Origin of the sequence: Sphingobacterium hotanense (assembly GCF_008274825.1) — a bacterium.
Lineage (GTDB): Bacteria > Bacteroidota > Bacteroidia > Sphingobacteriales > Sphingobacteriaceae > Sphingobacterium > Sphingobacterium hotanense.
In genome coordinates this window covers 1,814,402-1,832,684 of the sequence record NZ_CP030848.1, presented here as the reverse complement: position 1 = coordinate 1,832,684, position 18,283 = coordinate 1,814,402, and the positions used below count along the sequence as shown (strand labels likewise).

Genomic DNA, 18,283 nt, shown 5'->3' with positions numbered 1-18,283 from the left:
ATACCGTCATCCAACACTACACTAGATCCTGTCAATCCTTAAATCCTTCCTTTCCTGGTTCAGAAAAGAATAATCCTTTCAACCCCATCCTGCCAATCCTTAAATCTTTCCTTTCCTGGTTCAAAAAAATTCCCTTTCCTAGTTCAGAAAATCATAACACAAATGCACAGTTCTAAAATCTAACATCTAACTTCTCACATCTAACAAAAGAAGCTGCCCTTTTTTGGACAGCTTGCTTTTAAGTTATCTTCACCCCATTTAGCGAGGTAAAGATAGAGGAAGTGTATCGGTTCCGATACTGTGAAGATTCTTTGTGGTTATATATCTTTAAAACGTGATTTTCACAATTAAATTATCTCCATCCGCCCCCGAGCGCACGATAAAGATCAACATAGGATTCCAGGTGTTCTTGTCGTAGTTCTACCAGGGCTAGATCGGAGTTCAAGGCGTTTCCTTGTGCGGTGATAACCTCTAAATAAGTCGCATATCCACTGCGGAACAGTAGATTCGCATTTCTAACGGCTTTTGCGGAGTTTTCGACACGTAATCTCGCAAATTCCAATTGCTCACGCAATTTATCTACGGTAATTACGGCTCCGGAAACTTCCGATACGGCTTCGACAACGGTTTGTTGTAAGGCAAGCTCTGATTTCTCACGTTCGATTTTTGCGACTTCCCAATTTGTCTTTAAGGTTTTGTTTTTAAAGATCGGTGCTGTCAATTCACCTGTGATCCCTCCTAACAATGCTCCTGGAATGGAAAACCAATTTTTTGGCAACATCGCATTCACCCCTAAGTTACCGCCTAGGGTTAATGATGGATAGCGCATCGCTTGTTGAATATTAGCTGCGGCATTGGCGGCAATCAAATCATATTCGGCCGTGCGAATGTCAGGTCTATTACGGATAATCTCTAATGGAGATCCAAGAGAAATATCCTTGTTCTCCGCAAACAGGTGTTCGAAACTTGTTCCGCGCTGGATGGAATCGGGCATCTGCCCTGTCAAAACGCGTAATGCATTTTCTTGAAGTATAATCTCTCTTTCCAGTTCGGGGATCAAAGAGGCAGCGATCAAGCGTTGCGACTCCGTCTGTTGTATCGCAAGTGAGGTGATCTCTCCGGCCTCGTATTGAAGCTTGATCATCTGCAGGGTGCTGTCGTTCAACTGCACGTTTCGTTTCGCAACTTCGATCTTTGCGTCAAGCATCAGCAGATTGAAATAGCCTTTGGCAACATCGCTGACGATCTGCGTTTGGATTGCGTTTTTCGCTTCGCGCGTATTCAGGTATTGCGCTAGCAACTGATCTTTCGAGTTTGCGATCTTTCCCCAGATATCGATCTCCCAATTAAAACCGATCTCTGTTCCAAACTGAGATAAATAAGTAAACATATTCTCCGACGCCTTCGTTCCGTGTCGCTCATACCATTTTGAAGATGGTCCTGATCCGAACTCTTTGGAGCGCCATTGCTTATTCGCTCCGGCAATGGTCATATCAACTTGGGGCAAATAGTCTAGCTTATTTCTACGAAGATCCTTATTAGCGATTTCGATATTCAACAAAGCAGTTTTCATATCGAAGTTATTGCTCAATGCCGAGTCAATCAGGCTCTTTAAGGTTGGATCATGGAAGAACTGCTTCCAAGTCGTTTTGCTTATACTTGTCGTGTCGCCAAAATAGGCTAATGTATCCCCGCGATATTGATCGGGCAAATTGAGCTCAGGCTGGCTATATTTCTGCCCGACTTTACAGCTTTGTATAAAGACGACCGCAGCAAATAAGCAGGCCAAGCTTAGTTTTGTTATTGATATCTTCTTCATTATTCTTCCTCTGTTTTTATTTTACTACGTACTAGTTCATCCAGCGATTTGAACACAACAAATAGCATTGGTATAATGAAAATACCGAACGTTACTCCGAACAGCATCCCTCCTGCAGCACTGAAACTGATGGAATGGTTACCGATTGCTGATGGTCCTACCGTCCACATTAAAGGAACCAAACCTGCCACAAAGGCTAGCGAGGTCATTAGGATTGGACGTAGACGCAATTTTGCTCCGTTGATCGCTGCATCGACAATGCTCATTCCCTTCTGCCGTTCTTGAACAGCAAACTCCACAATAAGGATAGCATTCTTTGCCAAGAGACCAATCAACATGATTAAACCAACTTGTACATAAATATTATTTTGTAATCCTACTAACGCGATTGTTCCATATACACCGATCAATCCAACCGGGACAGAAAGCAATACCGCCCATGGCAAAATATAGCTTTCGTACTGCGCCGCCAGCAAGAAATAAACGAATAGGATACTCAAAGCAAAGATGAGAACGGTCTGCGAGCCGGATTGGCTCTCCTCAAAACTCATCCCTGTCCACTCATAACCGTAGTTTCCTGGCAGCTTTTCTTCCGCATATTTTTCAATGGCAGCCATTGCATCCCCTGTACTGTAGCCTTCCGCAGGCTCAGCATTGACGGTGATGGCATTATACAGGTTATATCGGGTAATAGTCTCTGGTCCTACAATTTTCTCCAAAGTAAGTATCGTATTGATGGGCACCATCTTGCCTTGATCGTTACGCACGAAAATTGAGTTAAAGGACTCGGGATCTTTACGGAAATCAAAGTCTGACTGAACATAGACACGATATTGTCTACCGAATCGACTGAAGTCGGATGCTTGTACCCTTGCGAAGTACGAACGAATGGTAGACATTAAGCTGTTGATACTGACACCCAAGGCTTTTGCTTTCACCACATCGATATTAACTTCATATTGTGGGAAGTTTGATTTGAACGAGGTATAGGCATTTCCCACTTCGGGTAGTTGGTTCAATTCACTGATAAATGTATCGGCAACTACGTTAAAGTCACGAATATCTCCTCCCAAGCGATCCTGCAAGACCATTTCAATACCGGCAAAGTCTCCGAAACCCTGAACCGTTGGACGTGGGAATACGGTAAACTTGGCCTCGTGCAATTGGGATAGATCCTGACGGATGGTATCCATGAAGGCTGTGATATTCTTGATTTTCTTACGTTCGGCATGTGGAACCAAGTTGATATATCCCGCAGCAAATGCCGGACTGGAACTTGCATCCAAAGCATTATAACCCGATACCGTGGTCATCCCGGCAATATCTTCGTGCTTCTTCAAAATGCTATCTGCCATCCTTAACACTTCCGTGGTACGCGATAATGAAGCCCCTGGAGGCATTGCCAAGTTGTAAGTGATAAATCCATCATCCTCTGTAGGGATAAAGGCTTTAGGCGACTTATACATAGCGAATACGCCAATTGCCGTGATTAATGCTAATCCCGCCCAAGCGACATTCTTCTTTTTGATCAGGTATTTGACGCCACCAATGTATTTATTCGTGAAATTGTCAAATGCTGTATTGAAGGCTTTAAAGAAACGTCCTTTATATTTTTCAAACTTATTTTTGTCTTTTTCTTCTTCCAGTTCATCTTGCGCAGGTTTTAATAGCAAGGCACATAAAGCCGGACTTAAAGTTAGGGCGTTCAATGCCGAGATTAAAATAGCCGTAGCCAAGGTATAGGCGAATTGTCTGTAGAAAATACCGGCTGGTCCTTCCATAAATCCTACCGGCAAGAATACTGCCGCCATCACCATCGTAATGGATAGGATTGCTGATGTAATTTCCGACATGGTCGATAAGGTCGCGGCCTTGGCTTTTAAACCGGTATGGTGCATCTTCTGGTGGATGGCCTCGACGACGACGATTGCGTCATCGACCACAATACCAATCGCGAGCACCAAGGCAAACATCGTCAATACATTCAGCGAGAATCCGAAAAGCCCCAAGAAGAAGAATGTACCCACCAAGGAAACCGGAATAGCGATCGCCGGGATCAAGGTCGAGCGAAAATCCTGCAAGAAGATAAATACAATGATAAATACGAGAATAAACGCCTCAAATAGGGTGTGCTTCACTTGCGAGATAGACTCATCAATCTGATCGCGCACGGAATAGGTAATCTCGTAATTGATACCCTTAGGGAATGTTTTTGCTTGTTCTTCCAGAACTTTACGGACTTCCACATCGATATCATGGGCGTTGGATCCACTGGTCTGCGTTAAGTTCAACGTTAAGCCGGGATGCCCATCGACTTTGTTGTCCGAGTTTAGGTTGGTCGCGCCGAACTCAACACGAGCGACATCTTTGAGGTATAATACCGAACCATCTTTATTGGTTTTGATGACGACGTTTTGGAACTCTTCAGGCTGTGTGAAACGCCCCTTATGTTTGATCACTGTTTCGAAGGCTTCATCGGAGGTCTCCCCGAACTTACCTGGTGCAATTTCAAAGTTTTGATCTTTGATCGCATCAGTCACGTCTTTTGGCACTAAATTATAAAGTGCAAGCTTCTCGGGATTTAACCATAGACGCATGGCGTAGTCACGCGCTCCCAGGCGGGATACTTGAGCGACTCCATCCACACGAAGTAAGGGGCGCATCAAGTTGATCTGTGCGTATGCCTGCAAAAAGGTCTCATCATAGATGCTATCGCGATGATCAGAGAATAGGTTGATCGTCATGATAACCCCACTCTGCCTCGGCATCGTGGTGATACCAGCTTCATTTACTTCGGCTGGAATAGAACTGATGGCCTTAGAAATACGCGTTTGGACGTTTACTGAGGCTACATCAGGGTTAGTTCCTGTTTTAAAATAAACCGTCACATTACCGGAACCGGAGTTGGATGCTGTAGAGCGTATATAGGTCATGTTCTCTACCCCATTGATGGCTTCTTCGATGGGTAAGAGTACACTCTTTGCGACCGTTTCTGCAGTCGCGCCCGGATAACTCAACGATACCACTACTGAAGGCGGCGCAATTTCAGGAAATCGCGTCACAGGTAGCAATTTCATCCCCACTAATCCGAGAATAACTAATATGATAGATACAACCGTAGCCAGGACGGGTCGATTTACGAATGTCTTTAACATATAAAATATTTAGATAGACGATACTATCCTACCGCTCTGGCGAGCGGTAGAAATAGCTTGTATAAGTCTTGAGTATTCTTACTTCTTTTGTTCGATTGGGATAATGGCTGAACCGTCTGTTAGCTTATCAAAACCACTTAAAATAACACGGTCACCTTCTTGCAATCCCTCTGACACAATGTAGTTATCCTTACTCTTACCGGCAACTTTGATATTGCGACGCTGAGCCGTATTGTTCTTGTCTACAACAAAAACAAAGGTCTTGTCCTGCAGCTCGCTTGTTGCGACCTGTGGAATCTGGATTACATGGTCCTTAACTTCTGAGATTTTTAAGGTACCTGTACTTCCTGAACGCAGGATGTTGTCTGGGTTAGCAAAGGATGCACGTAATGAAATAGCCCCCGTAGTACGATCGACTTGTCCATTCACAGCGTCAACTGTGCCTTTGTATTTATAGTCCTCTCCGTCGGCGAGTACTAGCGTAACATCCGGGAAAGTTAGTTTTTTGAGTTTATCGTATTTGCGTCCTTCGATACTATCCTTCCTCGCCTGCGCTTTGGAAAAGTAGAGGAAATCAGATTCGTTCATCGCGAAATAAACGTAGATTTCTTGAACATCAGAAAGGTAGGTTAAAGGCTCTTTATCGCCCTTTGACACTAAGTTACCGATACGTTTCGGAATACGTCCGATATATCCACTAACCGGCGCTGTAACAACAGTGAAGTCTTTAGATAACTGCGCGGAGCGGACTTCTGCGTTTGCTTGATCTAATGTAGCTTTAGCAACTTGATAATCTGCCTGTGCCGATGCTAAACGAACTTCGGAGATAACCTCGTTATCTACCAATGGCTTCAAACGATCTACTTCTAACTGCGCGTTTTTTAGCTTCGCACGAGCGACCTGTTGACTCGCTACAGAATTATTTAAATCCTCTTGATAAAACGATGGGTCTATCTTGAATAGCTTCTGCCCTTTTTGCACAAAGGCACCCTCATCGACATAGATTTCCTGCAATAGCCCTTCCACTTGCGGACGGACATCGACATTCACCTTACCTTCGATAGTACCCAGATAATCTTTCACAGTAACCGCATTGTCGCGGGATACCGTGTAAACTGGTAATGCTAATGCTTTGTTGGATTCTTTTTCTTTTGATTTGCTCTCTGAACAGCTTGATAAGATACTTAATGAACTGAACAATACGAGCGTTCCTTTTAAAAATGATAAATTTAGTTTCTTCACAGTAATTGTATATGTTTAATTCTTCCTTCGTAATATTTTTATTACACTCCCCTCTTATTAACGTACTATTTAACAATTATTGTACCGTTTAACATTTGTTAACATATTATTTTATAGTTAAGAAATTGGGATTAATAGATTGTATTCGTGTTAAAACACTGGTTTTCAATGCATCTAATACCTTAGACAAACGATAGCGTTAAATAGTTGGAAAAAGTAGCTTATTTGTTCAAAGGAGTAATAAACAGTCGCTTGAATACGATTGTGTACAAGGTATGGGACGATGTAGCGTAAAGTTCAGAGGCCTATTAAGGGAAGGCTTCAATACAAAAAGCAATTGCTAAGCTAGATTAAAGGTTGTTGGTTAATCTTGTTACTCCAAATACATTCCTTGACGAACGAGAAGCCCTCTATACTTATTGAATACGGAAGACTTCGATACAAAACCTAGATATTGGTCGTCTTTATTTACGACCGGCAGTATCCATACATCATCACGATTCATTTTCGTCATCACGACTTCCATATTCTCGTTTTCTAGGATAATATCATTGGGTTTCTGGGCTAAGACAGCGAAGTTCTTGTCCTTGCCTTCCTGCTCAGCAAGTAGTATGGAGAATAGGCGCTCGCTATAGATAATACCTAAAAGCTTTCCTGAATCATCTACGATTGGAAAGATATTACGTTTAGAATGGATAATATCAGATTGGCGGTCTAAGGGCGTCTCTTCTGGTTTTAGTACAACAAAGTTAGTCTCCAAGACATAGCGTAATTTCATCATACTAAGCACCGTACGATCCTTATCCTCATAAGACAGCAAGTCGCCCGATTCCGCTAATACTTTAGTGTAGATGGAGTGCTTCATCACCGCTCTGTTGATAAAATAGGATATAGACGCAACCAACATCAGGGGCACCATGAGGGTGTATCCACCGGTGATCTCTGCAATCAAGAATATTCCTGTTAAAGGGGCATGCATTACGCCTGCTAAGGCGCCAGCCATCCCTGCCATCACAAAGTTAGGGACGTTCAACTGTACAACGCCGAGCTGATTCATGCCGAATGCGAATGCGAAACCGATTAATCCACCCATCACAAGACTAGGTCCGAATACACCACCATTACCACCGCCATTGATGGTAAATAGCGAAGCAATAGACTTGGCAAATAGAGTCAGCACGGTATAGCAGATGACTACCCAGGCCATATCTTTATAATCGGCGAATAAGCTATTCTTTACAATAGCATCAAAACGGCCATCCAATATCTGTTGGATGGTGATGTATCCTTCACCATAAAGCGCCGGGAAGATAAAGATTAAAATCCCAAGCGATACACCGCTTATCCAGACTTTATTATAAGGATTTTTAATACTGGCGAACCAATCCTTCACCCATTGGGATATCTTCGAAAAATAGACGGTATAAACGCCTATAATAACAGCTAATAACAAGTAAAAGAATAAGGCGTCTACTTCCCAACCTGTGGTTGCTGTATGGAAAAGAGGCTCGCTATATAAGAGTTTGGAAATCACTGATGCTAGCGCAGCTGAAATCAATAAAGGGATGAACGCAGGGATAGAAAATTCCGGAAGGAGAATTTCGATTGCAAAGATCATCCCAGCGACCGGGCTATTGAATGCACCGGAAATACCGGCTGCAGCACCGCAGGCTAGCAACATCGTGATCTCCTTATAGCTCAAGCCAAAGAAACGCCCGATGTTGGATCCAATTGCCGACCCAGAGTAAGCAATCGGCGCCTCCAATCCTGATGACCCACCAAATCCTACAGTTAAAGCACTCGTGACAATCTGCGAATAGATGTTGTGAAAATCAATCCGGCTAGATTTTCGGGAGATAGAATAGATAATCGGCGTGATACCGTGTTCTAGTTTCTTGCCTCGTAAGAATTTCCGTACGAAGAGTACACTTAAGAAAATACCTATTAACGGAAATATTAGATAGAGTGAGTATTTATAATGCCATTCCACATCATCCTGTAAGGAGGATGCAATAAAATGAGTCATTCCTTTCAACAATGCAGCCGCTAATCCGCCAACTATACCCACCACAAAAGCTAACACTACCAAGAAGTTCCGATTGGAAATCTTCTTCATCCGCCATTGATTGATATACTCTAGTCTTTTTAGCAAGCGCTCTCTCATATTATATGCAAATATAGAAACACTTTCTCAGATACCTAAAATGATTCAACCCTCACAAAAACATTTTGTATTTTTGGACTGAAACAAATACAATGATTATGATGAATATGTTAAAGACGGGAGTCTTGCTCTCGGCGCTAGCGCTCGGAACATTCAACTTCTCGGCAACCATTCCTGATGAAGGGATGTTCCCTCTTAGTGAATTGAGCCGTGCGGGATTGAAAAAAGCGGGTCTAAAGATTAGTGAAAAAGATATTTACAATCCGGGACAGATTGGTTTGGTGGACGCCCTTGTGCAGGTTAGTGGCTGTACGGGATCTTTCGTCTCTAGAACAGGATTAATCATCACCAACCATCACTGTGCCTTCTCTGCGGTTCAATTAGCATCAACACCAGAGCATAACTATTTGCAGAACGGCTTTGTCGCAAATTCGCACGAGCAAGAGATAGAAGCGAAAGGACTAACTATACGTATTACAGACTCTTACGAAGATGTATCAAAACAAGTTCTTGATGCTGTTGCTAATATCACGGATCCTATCCAGCGTATTGACTTAATCAATAAAAAGCGTGTAGAGTTGGCGAAAGCTGCAGAAGCTGATGACCCTACGATTAAAGCTGAGGTTTCTGAAATGTTTATAGGAAAGAGCTACGTCCTTTTCAAATACAAGACTATTGAGGATGTTCGTTTAGTATATATCCCACGTCAGGATATTGGGGAATTCGGAGGCGAAACGGACAACTGGGTATGGCCAAGACATACAGGGGATTTCTCCTTCTTGAGAGCGTATGTTGCGCCGGATGGTAAATCTGCAAAATATTCAAAAGATAATGTTCCTTACACTCCAAAGAAACACTTAAAAGTAAATCCTAAGGGAGTTAATGAAAACGACTTCGTATTTATCCTAGGTTATCCAGGACGTACGTTCCGTCATCGCCCTGCGCAATATATTGAATACCAACAGAAGTTCTTATTACCATATACTTCAGAACTCTACGATTATCAGAATCAACAAATGCTTCTTGCTGGTAAGGATGATAAAGCAACGGAACTAGCCTTAGCAACACGTATAAAACGCAACGCGAACGTAATGAAAAACTACCGTGGTAAATTGAAAGGCTTAAGAAACATCGACCTTATCAATACCAAAGAAGCGGAAGATAAAGCTTTGTTAGACTTCATCAATAGCAAGCCGGAGTTAAAACAGAAGTACGGTACGCTGATGTCGGATATCGATCAGCATTACGATATCGTATTTGCGGATGCGGAGAAAGAACTATGGTATAACAATATCTATTCTGGAATCCGTTTATTACAAGTTTCTAGCTTGGTGAACTCATTTAAAGAGGCGTTAGGAAAAGAGCTTTCAACTGCGAAACGCGAAGAACTCTTTAAAGTCAACATAGATCAGTTTAAGAAACAATTAGCTCCTCTATACGAAGGTTACAACTTAGCGGTTGATAAAACTATAGGCGGACATATGTTTGAGCAAGCATACCAATTGAACGGAGCAAACAGTATTGCGTTTGTACAGGCAAGAAACTTTAAATCGCAACAGGACGCTGCTAACTATATTCAATCAGCAATTGACAAGTCTGCGATGAACAACATGGACAATTTTGTAAGCACTGTATTGAAGAATGCATCAACACTGATGGCCTACAATGACGAATTGTTGAAATTCCAAGATGACTTGTACAAGGAGACTGCTCCATTCCGCGATGAGCAGAAACGTCGTGAAGGAAATTTGAATAAACTGATGGCAGATTATGTAGCGGTTAAAGAGCAATTCCAATCGAAGAACTTTATCCCGGATGCGAACTCTACGCTTCGCTTGACTTTCGGAAATATCAAAGGATATAGCCCAGTTGATGCTACGTACATGGAGCCATTCACCACGGTACGAGGGCTAATCGAGAAAGGCAACTCAGGTGCTCCTGAATTTGCTTATCCACAAGCTATTAAGCAAAACTGGTTAGACAAGAACTTCGGCAACTATTTCAAAAAAGAAATCAACGATGTGCCTGTAAATATCCTATACAATATGGATACTACCGGTGGAAACTCCGGATCGCCAATCATGAATGCACATGGTGAATTAATCGGGGTTAACTTCGACCGTGCCTACGACGCAACCATCAACGACTTCGCATGGAACGAAAGCTACAGCCGCTCCATCGGTGTCGATATCCGCTATGTATTATGGATCGCTGATAAGATCGATAATGCACAGTTTATCTTAAAAGAAATGGGAATTTAGTAGTAGAGATTAGATATAAGACATTAGATATTAGACTTTGATGCGCAAGCAGAAGGACCTTTATCTAATGTCTATATTATCTTAGATGTTTGATAAGGACGCTATAGGTCTTAATACTAACTACTAAATACTATCTACTACAAAAATTATCGACTTATTTTCTTTGAAAAAGGCAGATACATAGGCAGTGCTGCCGATCCGCACCAAGGGTAAATCTTAAAATCCAATAGACTATTTTTAATAGCCGGATCTGTCTTCAGGATAATCGCTAATTCTGATTCATTGGCGACATTATGGAAAATAAATAGTCCGCGGTAATTATCCTGATTCTTTCCGAACGGACCTGCAACAATTAATTTATCTTCATTTACAAGGCGATTTATGTTTGCCATGTGTCCTGTAAAGCTTTCATTGATTAGGTTCTTATCTTTGGTTTGATTAGTTCCAGTCTTCAGGACCACAAAGAAATAGGATTTCATCCCACGCTCGTCGGCGTTTAATTTCTGTGCTAAAGCTTCATCATAAGTTGTATCTACAATGGCGGTTGATGTATGATTGCCCGTAGTTACTTGACGAATCATATTAAAAGTGTACTCCTTCCCTCCTGCTCCAATTGCGACGTGCATGGTATCCTCACTAAATTTCTTATATAAAATCTTCTTAGGAAAATCATGTTCAGGGTTTAAAAAAATATAATAATCTTTACCGCTGCTGCCTTCGAACTGTATTGCTTTCCCATCATTCTGACCGATTACATTCGCCTCGAAAATGAGTTTTCCATTTGTTGCCTTCAGGTCGATATATTCGATTGTTGAGATCCCCTTACCTTCTGAGAACCCATATGAAAAGCCTTTCAGATGATCATCAGAAAGCCTATCCCAATGTTCATACAATTCTTTGCCCTCTACTTTCCATGTTCCAGAAAAGAATGAGGATATGTTTTGCTGTGCATACAAGCCTTGTATTGCCAGCAAACTGAGGAGGGTGAATAGGTGTTTCATAGTCAAATATAAGGATAGTAGTTAGTATTTAGTAGTTAGTATTAAGACCTAGGGCTGGTATTTGGGGTTAGATATTAAATGTCAGATGTTAGAGTTTAGACCTATGTCCGCCTTTTAGACTTGGAAAGGGATGATTTGGATTTATATTAAGTCTGAACTTTTGGTTTAAACAAGAAGGGAAGGTTGTCTTGAACCAGGAAAAAAAGGATTCAAGGATTAACAAGATCCTGCTCATCTTTAAAATCCTTCCTTTCTTGGTTCAAAACAGCTCATATTCCTATTCTAAAGCAAGTTCCCCGCTATTGTACCCCATATCCTTTCCCTTAACAGGACAAAAAAAATTAGACCTACTATCATCATTTCCAGTTTTTATAAACTAGAAATGACGACATAGGTCTAATTACTTAATACTAAATACTAACTACTAAAAAAAGCTATACCAAAGTTGGCTCCACGTCTGCATATTCGTGGATGTACTTTTCTACCATTTCGACCATCTTTTCACTACCGATGATCAATGGTGTTCTTTGGTGTAGTTCTTTAGGTTCGATATCCATGATGGGTGCAACGCCTGTAGATGCCTTTCCTCCAGCTTGTTCGGCGATGAAGGCTAAAGGATTACATTCATACATTAAGCGTAGTTTTCCGTTCGGATATTGTACGGTGCTTGGATAAAGAAATATCCCGCCTTGTATCATGTTGCGATGGAAATCAGCCACTAGAGAACCGATATAACGCGATGAATACGGTCTACTTGTCTTTGGATCTATTTCCTTGCAAAATTGTAAGTAATGCTTAATTGCGGAAGAGAACTGATTGTAATTGCTCTCGTTTACAGAGTACACACGACCGTCTTTTGGGATGGTCAAACCAGGATGTGACAGGCAGAATTCACCAATAGACGGATCTAGGGTAAAGCCATCGACTCCCTTTCCAGTGGTATAAACCAATACGGTCGACGAGCCGTAGATCACATAGCCAGCAGCTACCTGCTCGCGGCCAGTTTGCGCGAAGTCTATCGCTTGCACCTCTCCTTCAGCACTTTTGCGCTTGTAGATGGAGAAAATCGTACCGACAGAGACATTCGAGTCAATGTTGGAAGAACCATCCAAGGGGTCGAAGTAGACCATGTATTTTCCTACACGATAACGTTTGGTCTGTGTTAAGTCGATACCATCTTCATGCTCTTCTGAAGCTAGATAACAACATTCGCCACCACGTTTAAGCGCATCCATAAAATGGTTGTCAGCAAAAACATCAAGCTTTTGTTGTTCCTCGCCCTGCACATTGCAATTGCCTTGTTTCCCTAGAATATCGGCTAATCCAGCCTTATTCACTTCGCGATGAACAATCTTTGCCGCCAGGGAAATTGCCTGCAACAAACGGGTAAATTCACCTTTTGCGGTTGGAAATTGAGCTTGTTGCTCAATAATAAACTGTTCTAATGTTTGTATACTCATTATTCTATCCGCTTTTTTCGATTAAGCTTCCTCTAATTTGACATACTGTACATAATTTTCTTCAAACATGCCCTTTAGCTTCTCAGCCATTTCGACATATCCCTCTTGATTTGCCCATACACGTTTCGGATTTAACAGCTCCGAAGGGACGCCCGGACATTCCCTAGGCATTTGAAGATCAAAGATTGGGTGCACCTCATAACCAGCCTCGCCGATGACATTCTCCATCGCGCTGCGGATTAACTGACGGGTATAAGCCAATTGGATTCTACGCCCAACTCCATATGGCCCCGCTACCCAGCCGGTGTTTACCAACCAAACCTGAATATCTTGATGATTTTCTAATCGTTGTTTCAACATCTCTGCATAGCGCATCGGATGTAAGGGTAAAAATGCTGCTCCAAAGCATGCTGAAAAAGTTGCCGTCGGTGTTTTTACGCCCATTTCCGTACCTGCCACTTTCGCGGTATAGCCGTTGATGAAGTAAAACATCGCCTGCTCTGGCGTCAGCTTGGAAATTGGAGGCAACACGCCGAATGCATCTGCACTTAAAAAGAAAATATGCTTTGGTGCATTACAGCAGTTCTTGTCGCTTGTATTCTCAATAAATTCCAAAGGATAAGAAACGCGTAAGTTCTCGGTGATGCTGATATCATTATAATCAATCTCGCGAGTACCTGGTTTGAATTTCGCATTTTCAATCAATGCGCCAAATTTGATCGCGTTGAAAATCTGCGGCTCATGTTGATGCGTCAGGCCAATACCTTTTGCATAACAGCCACCTTCGAAGTTAAAGATTTCGTTGTCTGCCCAGCCATGCTCATCATCGCCGATTAAGTAACGCCCCTCATCTGAAGAAAGCGTCGTTTTACCAGTACCCGACAGGCCAAAGAATAGAGCAGTGTCATTATCCTTACCAACGTTTGCAGAACAGTGCATGGTAAGCACATTGTGTTTCAATGGTAATAAGTAATTCAAAGCACTGAACACACCTTTTTTAATCTCGCCGGTATATGCTGTACCGATGATCAGGATTACCTGGCGCGTTAAATCTACTGCAACGCAGTGAGATGTCGGCAAGCCAAGCTCTTCATAATCCTCCAATTGTAAATCTGAAGCCACTAAAACCGACCAATCTATGCGTTCTTGCTTCTGAATATCTGTTTCGATAAACATGTTATCGACAAAATGGCTTTGAACGGGACGTTCACAAACCACAAGGACCTGCTGCGCATAAGCTTTATGGTTGCAAGCTTGTACCGAACGGATATACAGCGGAATCTGCGATAAATAGCGGCTAACCCGATCTTGAAGTTGATCGAACAGCTCTACAGTCATCGCTTTGTTTACTTTACCCCAATTAACTTGATCGAAAGTAAACTCGTCTTTAACGATAAAACGGGACTCTGGTGAGCGCCCCGTAAATTTTCCGGTGGCGAAACTTAATGCACCACTATCCGTAAGAGTTCCTTGATTTTGTTTTACAGCGTGTTCCACTAGTTCGGGAACCGGGAGCTGGACATAGATTGGCTCTTCTGGTCGAATGCCAAGAGCCTCTAATTGAATACTGATTACGTTTGTCATTATATAGGCTTTATTTTGCGACAAAGCTAGATATATTTTTAGCAACTAAAAAAGAAAATTTAGCATATTGTATGAAATACACAATTTTAAAACACTGTATTTCAATATATTATAATTTAAAAAAATTGTCACAAGTTTTTAGCTAAAAAAAGAATTAACCTTTAGCATTTGAATATTTTTTAAATCAGACAATATAGGTTAACTCAAACGGATAAAATACGTGTAGCGTTTAACTGACACAGCAATTTGTATGTCATAACATGGAAATTTTGGCTGGAAATATCATAAAATCGTCAAAACGAAGAAATGCCTCTTTTTTATCTAAAGAATAAAGCTGTTATTTGCATAACTTTTTGAACAAAAGGATACAAAAGTCAAAAAGTAAGCATTATGAAATCACATATACAAGGCATCCTATTCGTCCTGTTTACATTCTTTGGAATTTCGGCTGCGTGGGGACAGCAGACAGTCACTGTAAAAGGTAGAGTGATGAACGCGGAAACTTACGAAGCAATTCCCTATGCATCGATCAGCATTATCGGAACCAGCAAAGAGTCGGGCGCATCATCAACCGCTAACGGTACTTTTACGCTTAGCCTTCCGAGCAATTTGAGCAAGCTGCGCATTAGTTCTGTAGGATTCGACGCGGAGGAATTTGTAGTGACAAGGGATAATGCCGGAAATGCGAAAATATTCCTATTCCCTTCTAATAAAATTGAAGAGGTCGTCATCAAGCGCCCTCGCAGGGGAAAATATTCGAATAAGAATAATCCTGCCGTTGAGCTGATCCGGAAGGTTGTAGAACATCGTGATCAAAACCGATTGACTGGTCAGTCTTTTGCCGAATTCAACCAATATGAGAAGATAAGCTTAGGTCTAAGCAATTTGGATGCGAAATTTAAAAACAAAAAGGTATTCAAAAAGTATCAATTCCTATTTCAAGAAGATGACACGGCCAGTGTCAATGGCAACTATGTATTGCCCGCATATATGGAGGAAAAATTCTCGAAGGTATATTACCGGAAAGATCCAAACGCGAAAAAGCAATACGTGATGGCGGAGAAGAAGGCACAGTTTGACCCCAAATTTGTAGACAATGACGGTTTGAGCAAGTATTTCAACCGTTTATATGATGAAGTCGAAATCTACGATAATAACATCGAGATCTTGACCAACCAGTTTTTGAGCCCGATTGCTAATAGCGCGCCTACCTTCTATCGTTTCTATATTACCGACACGATCAAAACAGCGCAGCCCAACTTGGTGGAGCTGAGCTTCTTTCCTAGGAATAAAAACGATTTATTATTTACAGGTAAACTCTACATCACATTGGATGGTAACTATGCCGTACAACGTGCTGCAATGACCGTTGCCGACGATATCAACTTAAACTTTGTGCGCGATCTTGACATAGAATTAGCCTTTGACAAAGATCACAATAATAAGTTCTACCTAAGCAAATCCAGCTTGGGCATTGACTTCGCGATTACAGGCAAAGGAAAGGGAATAAAAGGAAAACGCGTAGTGTTGATCAATGATTACCAACAAGGCGTACAACGTCCAGACAGCACCTACTTAGTTCCTGACGTATATGTTGTTAAGAAAGAGGAAGAAATCGAGGCCGAACCGGAAAGCTATTGGGCGACGTTAAGACCGGAACCGTTGAGCAAATCGGAGAGCTTGATCTACCATAATATCGATAGCCTACAACAAATGCCATCGTTCCGCACCTTTATGGACATCAGCGCCCTTTTATTATCGGGTTACAAGCAGGCCGGACCGGTAGAAATCGGCCCTGTTAATACTTTTTATTCTTATAATCCAGTAGAAGGGTTTAGATTGCGCGTCGGTGGTCGTACGACAGATCGATTAAGCAAAAGGTTCTATCTTGAGGGATATACGGCCTATGGCTTCGACGATCAGAAATGGAAGTATTTTCTAGCAGGAACTTACTCTTTGAACAACAAGTCGATTTATAATTTCCCGCAGCATTATATCCGTGTTTCGGCGTCATACGACACGAAAATCCCTGGCCAAAAATTAGAATTTATTCAAGAAGACAATGTTTTGTTATCATTTAAGCGAGGCGAAAATCAAAGTTACCTTTATAATGAGGAGTATCGGGTTGACTATAAGGTAGAATTTAGCAATAACTTTTCCGTGACCGCAGGCTTGGGACGGTGGAAACAAACCCCAGCAGGAGTACTATCCTATCGTTTACCACAAGCAGACGGCAGCTTCAACAATTTGCCACACCTTCAATCTACCGAATTCAATGTAGGGGTACGTTACGCACCTAAGGAAGAGTATTATCAGGGAAAACTATACCGTACGCCCCTATTTAACAAATATCCGATCTTCCATCTGAATTACACAGCTGGCGTTAAAGGTTTATTTGGCGGAGACTACAACTATCATTCGCTATCTGCCGATATCTTTAAAAGGTTTTATTTGTCGCAGTTTGGGTATGCTGACGTTAATTTGGATGGATCTTACACCTTCGGGAGCAATATTCCCTATCTATTCTTAAATATTCATCGTGCCAACCAAACGTATGCCTACCAGTTGCAATCCTACAACTTGATGAACTTCATGGAATTTGTATCGGATCATCATGCGAGCATCAACGTACAGTATTATATGAATGGTTTTATTTTCAATAAAATTCCATTATTAAAGAAATTAAAACTTCGCGAAGTATTTAGCTTCAAGGGTGTATATGGAGGCTTAAGAGATAGCAACAATCCTTCACTCAACAATGAGGTTTTCGCATGGCAAACAAACGGTAAGGGCGAGCAATCTAGCTTTACCTTTGGTAGCGAGCCGTATATGGAAGCAAGCGCAGGTGTATCGAACATCTTTAAAATATTACGCGTCGATTTAGTAAAACGCCTGAATTACTTAGATAATCCTGATGCTCCAGAATGGGGTGTCCGCGCCAGAATTAAGTTTGATTTCTAGGTAAGTTAGTCACTATTAGCAATACAGTTGTACGCTACGAGCGACCAACGAAAGATCACAAGCCTTTTACAACTATTACAAACACCTATCATACCCGCTCGGAAAGGGTTATGATAGGGGTTTGTATTGGGTTTGAATTGGGAGTGAAAGGGGTTATACTTGTAGTTGATATATTAGACATTAGATATTAGACATTAGATTTTAGACCATTGTCTGAACTAGGAAAGGAAGGATACAAGGATGGGCCGGATCGGGTCTGATGTCTGTTATCTGATATCTAATGTCTGTTCTGAACCAGGGAGGAAGGATACAAGGATAAGCAGGATCGGGTCTGATGTCTAATATCTGATATCTAATGTCTGTTCTGAACCAGGAAAGGAAGGATACAAGGATGGGCAGGATCGGGTCTGATGTCTGTTATCTGATATCTAATGTCTGTTCTGAACCAGGAAAGGAAGGATACAAAGGATAAGCAGGATCGGGTCTGATGTCTAATATCTGATATCTAATGTCTGTTTCATATCTAATTTCATAAAAAGGATAAAAAATATTAAAAAAGTTTGCATAAAAAAGGCTGATACATTACATTTGTTTCATTAATAATATGAAGATCACTCGCACATACCATTACAGTAT

At 41.6% G+C, this 18,283-nt stretch carries 9 protein-coding genes; 2 read left to right on the top strand and 7 right to left on the bottom strand.

Annotation, left to right across the window (positions count from 1 at the left end; all coding sequences use genetic code 11):
• Positions 1-352: 352 nt before the first annotated feature.
• The 4 genes from DSM08_RS07485 to DSM08_RS07470 all read right to left on the bottom strand — a co-directional run bounded on the left by DSM08_RS07485 (position 353) and on the right by DSM08_RS07470 (position 8,380).
• On the bottom strand, positions 353-1,819 hold the full coding sequence (locus DSM08_RS07485; protein ID WP_149525576.1) for an efflux transporter outer membrane subunit: 1,467 nt from the start codon (positions 1,817-1,819) through the stop codon (positions 353-355).
• Complete coding sequence (locus DSM08_RS07480) at positions 1,819-4,974, bottom strand: efflux RND transporter permease subunit (RefSeq protein WP_149525575.1); 3,156 nt, start codon at positions 4,972-4,974, stop codon at positions 1,819-1,821. Before DSM08_RS07480 ends, DSM08_RS07485 begins: the two co-directional genes overlap by 1 nt.
• 78 nt (positions 4,975-5,052) lie before the next feature.
• Complete coding sequence (locus DSM08_RS07475) at positions 5,053-6,216, bottom strand: efflux RND transporter periplasmic adaptor subunit (RefSeq protein ID WP_246172520.1); 1,164 nt, start codon at positions 6,214-6,216, stop codon at positions 5,053-5,055.
• A 373-nt stretch (positions 6,217-6,589) separates the two neighbouring features.
• Positions 6,590-8,380 carry a chloride channel protein gene (locus DSM08_RS07470; RefSeq protein WP_149525573.1) on the bottom strand — a complete coding sequence of 597 codons (1,791 nt, stop codon included), beginning with the start codon at positions 8,378-8,380 and terminating at the stop codon, positions 6,590-6,592.
• A gap of 101 nt (positions 8,381-8,481) precedes the next feature.
• On the opposite strand from DSM08_RS07470, the gene DSM08_RS07465 reads away from it, so the two are divergent.
• Positions 8,482-10,641 carry a S46 family peptidase gene (locus DSM08_RS07465; protein WP_149527672.1) on the top strand — a complete coding sequence of 720 codons (2,160 nt, stop codon included), beginning with the start codon at positions 8,482-8,484 and terminating at the stop codon, positions 10,639-10,641.
• 146 nt (positions 10,642-10,787) lie between these two features.
• Here DSM08_RS07465 and DSM08_RS07460 read toward each other — a convergent pair whose 3' ends face one another.
• From DSM08_RS07460 to pckA, 3 genes are all read right to left on the bottom strand, one after another.
• Positions 10,788-11,642: a DUF6265 family protein gene (locus DSM08_RS07460; RefSeq protein WP_149525572.1), complete on the bottom strand. Its 855-nt coding sequence runs from the start codon at positions 11,640-11,642 to the stop codon at positions 10,788-10,790.
• 434 nt (positions 11,643-12,076) lie between these two features.
• Entirely contained in the window at positions 12,077-13,105 is a 1,029-nt protein-coding gene (gene fbp / locus DSM08_RS07455) for a class 1 fructose-bisphosphatase (RefSeq protein ID WP_149525571.1), read from the bottom strand.
• A gap of 18 nt (positions 13,106-13,123) precedes the next feature.
• Positions 13,124-14,686: a phosphoenolpyruvate carboxykinase (ATP) gene (pckA, locus tag DSM08_RS07450; RefSeq protein ID WP_149525570.1), complete on the bottom strand. Its 1,563-nt coding sequence runs from the start codon at positions 14,684-14,686 to the stop codon at positions 13,124-13,126.
• Between the two features lie 390 nt (positions 14,687-15,076).
• On the opposite strand from pckA, the gene DSM08_RS07445 reads away from it, so the two are divergent.
• Positions 15,077-17,647: a DUF5686 and carboxypeptidase-like regulatory domain-containing protein gene (locus DSM08_RS07445; protein ID WP_149525569.1), complete on the top strand. Its 2,571-nt coding sequence runs from the start codon at positions 15,077-15,079 to the stop codon at positions 17,645-17,647.
• Positions 17,648-18,283 lie beyond the last annotated feature (636 nt).

Bases quoted from the DNA above. Each gene is read 5' to 3' on its own strand.
- DSM08_RS07460 (WP_149525572.1), bottom strand. From the start codon at position 11,642: ATGAAACACCTATTCACCCTCCTCAGTTTGCTGGCAATACAAGGCTTG.
- pckA (WP_149525570.1), bottom strand. From the start codon at position 14,686: ATGACAAACGTAATCAGTATTCAATTAGAGGCTCTTGGCATTCGACCA.
- DSM08_RS07480 (WP_149525575.1), bottom strand. From the start codon at position 4,974: ATGTTAAAGACATTCGTAAATCGACCCGTCCTGGCTACGGTTGTATCT.
- DSM08_RS07470 (WP_149525573.1), bottom strand. From the start codon at position 8,380: ATGAGAGAGCGCTTGCTAAAAAGACTAGAGTATATCAATCAATGGCGG.
- DSM08_RS07445 (WP_149525569.1), top strand. From the start codon at position 15,077: ATGAAATCACATATACAAGGCATCCTATTCGTCCTGTTTACATTCTTT.
- DSM08_RS07485 (WP_149525576.1), bottom strand. From the start codon at position 1,819: ATGAAGAAGATATCAATAACAAAACTAAGCTTGGCCTGCTTATTTGCT.
- DSM08_RS07465 (WP_149527672.1), top strand. From the start codon at position 8,482: ATGAATATGTTAAAGACGGGAGTCTTGCTCTCGGCGCTAGCGCTCGGA.